The 2798-nt window shown below is 73.0% G+C and carries 3 protein-coding genes; 1 reads left to right on the top strand and 2 read right to left on the bottom strand.

The genetic code is table 11. The features are described 5' to 3' along the window. A partial coding sequence (locus C1A33_RS23365; RefSeq protein ID WP_207770455.1) for a hypothetical protein occupies positions 1–599 on the top strand: 599 nt, incomplete at its 5' end. Positions 600–903: 304 nt separating this feature from the next. Here the strand turns inward: C1A33_RS23365 and C1A33_RS23360 are convergent. Continuing rightward, positions 904–1584, bottom strand: coding sequence for a response regulator transcription factor (locus C1A33_RS23360; protein ID WP_101833502.1), 681 nt, complete (start codon positions 1582–1584; stop codon positions 904–906). Between the two features lie 222 nt (positions 1585–1806). Further along, positions 1807–2798, bottom strand: a 992-nt coding sequence (locus C1A33_RS35190) for a transcriptional regulator (RefSeq protein ID WP_101833501.1), incomplete at its 5' end; no start/stop codon positions are given.

Here is a 2798-nt window from a genome sequence, read left to right as displayed (position 1 = left end):
ACCTGGGCGTGGCCGGGGACGCTCGGGGACGCGGGGCGTCGGTTGCCGCGGCGCAGCCCTGGGACCTGCCGTCCTCGGCGAATCGCCCCGGCGCGGGCGCAGCGGGCGCGACGGGCGGGGCGCGGGACGCGGCGCGGCGCCCGGGTGGATGGCGGGGAGTGCTGGGCCGCTGTTCCTGGCTGGCCGGTCCGGTGGCGATCTGCGCCGGGCTCGGGGTGATCCTCGCGTCGGGGATGCGCTGGGCGACCGTGAAGGCCTACGGCCTGGTCGAGTTCGACGTGCATGGCACCGATCCGGATCAGCACGGCCGGCTGACAGTGGTGCTCGGGATCCTCGCGGTGGCCGCCGGCCTGCTGCTCGCCGCCGGCCGGCTCGCGTGGGGCCGCATGCTCGCGATCATGACGGGTCTCATGGTGCCGCTGACGGCCACCGTCGACCTCGTTCACCTCTACCGGGAGGGTCCGTTCGCCGACAACAGCCTGACGACAGATGTGATAGTTGGCCCAGGGTTGTGGCTCGCGGCCGCCTGTGGTTTCTTGGTGTTTCTGGCGGGGCTGGCGGCGGGGTTCACGCACCGGTCGCCCGGACCCCGGTCGTGACTATCCGTATCACCCGACCTGACCAGGATGAGTGTCCCCCATCGAGGGGACGCCACTTTCAGTGGATTCGGGGTCATGACGCACCCTGCGCCCTTTGACACGATGAACGAGGTCAAGGGCGCACGGGGGAAACAGCAAGGCGATTCGGGGGAACACGCCGAGCGGTTAGGCCCTTGACCCCATCGCGCGCCCTCACGCCACGCGGGGGGTGGCGCGGGGGCGCGCACCGGGCACGGGGATCCGGTGTGTGTCGGGTGGTGGGCGCTGGCATGGGGGTGCCGGCGCCCACTGCGCCTCCGCTTCCTCAGTCCAGACCTTCGACCGGCCGGTCCAGATGGCCGTCCTCGACGGCGCGCTTGAACAGGTCGACCTTGGTGCCGGCGTCGCGGCCGACGCGACGGTACTTCTGCCGCACCCGGTCGATGTACTGCTTCGCCGTCTCCGGCGAGACACCCATCCGCCGGGCCACCGTCTTCAGCGGCATGCCGGTCGCATAGAGGCGCAGCGCTTCGAGCTCGCGGGGGGCCAGGTCGGGCGCGTCCGGGGCGTCGTCAGTGAGAAGCAGGAAGGCCAGCTGCGGAGAGATCCATCCGGTGCCGGCCGCGGCGGCGCGGATCGCGGTCGCCAGATCCTGGACGTCGTCGGTCTTGGGAACGAAGCCGGACGCGCCCGCCCGCATCGCACCCCGCACCGTGGACGGCGCGGCCGCCGCGCTGAACACGACCACCGAGCGCTCGGCGGACAGCAGCCGCCGGATGTTGTCCGGAGGACGGGTACCGTCACCGAGATCGAGGTCGAGCAGCACGACCTGGGCCTTCTCGCCCGGGCCGGTGAGCAGCGCGTCGATGGAGCAGGCGGTGTCGATGAGATCGAAATCCTTGACATCGTGCAGCAGGTCCGCGAGTCCACGCAGCACGATCGGGTGATCGTCCACCGCCGCGACGGTGATGGTGTCGGGAACTTCCGAGTTGTCCTCTGGGCTCATGCTGGTCCAGTCATTCTCCCGGACGGGCGACCGCGACGGGCAGGCGCCGTCACGGCCGGATGGGCGTCGATGCCCGCGTGGGGACGTGGGGGCGTCCCCACCGCGAGAGACGGTTCGGGGCTCCGCTCGCGCGACGCCCACCATTTCAGCAGATCCCTACCTGACGTCACGTCCTGGTTCCGTATCGCGCAACCAGGATGAAACATTGCGCTCCCCTGCCGGTTACAAATCGCATCCGCATCCGCCGCAGCATTCGCAGCAGTCGCAGCACTCACAGCAGTCGCAACAGTCACCGCAGTCACCGTAGCGGCCGCACAGGCCTTCCTTGCGCTGGCCGTCCACCGGCGAGGTGTAGTCGCCGCACATCTGACAGGTCAGGAACATGCCGGCGGCCGCCAGGCAGGCGCCGCCGGTGACCCGGCGCCCGTCCGACGGCTCATCGGGGCGCTGGTCCGGACGCTGCTGGTCCGGACGCTGCTGGTCCGGACGCTGCTGGTCCGGACGCTGGCCCGGACGAGGTCCCTCGAGCCGGACGCCGGCGGCGAGGAAGGCGCGGTCGACGGCGTGGGCGAGCCCGTCGTCGAGCAGGGCGTGGACGAGCCGGGCGTCCAGGCCGTCGGCGAGATCAACGGCAGCCAGCTCGCCGCGCAGTTCCCGGCGCGCGTCGGTGCACAGTCGGCGGGCCTCGCCTGTGCTTGTGCCGGTCGCCGTCAGCGGGTTCCACGCGCCCGTGCGCGCGTCGTCGGACCGGTCGGCGACCGCGTCGAGCAGGTGCACGATCCGGCCGAACCGGCTGCCGACCACCGCCAGCCGCTCCCGGTTGTGCTCCCGCCCGGCGAGGACAGCGGTGTGGGCGAGGACCGCGGAGGTCGCTGCCTCCGTGGGCGCCAACGCCGCCAGCAACGCCGCCCGCCCGCCGCCTGCCGTCGCGTCGCCGCCTGCCGTCGCGTCGCCGAGTTCGTGCGCGCGGCCCGCGGCGGCGGCCCGGTCGAACAGGCCGACGTCAAGCCCGACGGTCAGCCCGTCCCGCCCGGCCGCGTCGGCGGCCCGCCCGGCCACTCGCCGGGCCAGCGCCGCCGCTGGGCGCAACCGCAGCATCCCGTCGCCGTCCGCGGCATGGTCACGCACACTGGTGGCGCCGGCCGCCAGCGACACTGCCGCCGCGAGCCGCGGCCCCACCCCGTCCCCGACCGCGACCTCGATGCGCCGCATCC

Source organism: Frankia canadensis (genome assembly GCF_900197875.1).
GTDB lineage: Bacteria > Actinomycetota > Actinomycetes > Frankiales > Frankiaceae > Frankia > Frankia canadensis.
Note: the sequence above shows the minus strand (reverse complement) of the source record. Positions and strands in the feature narration are given on the sequence as shown.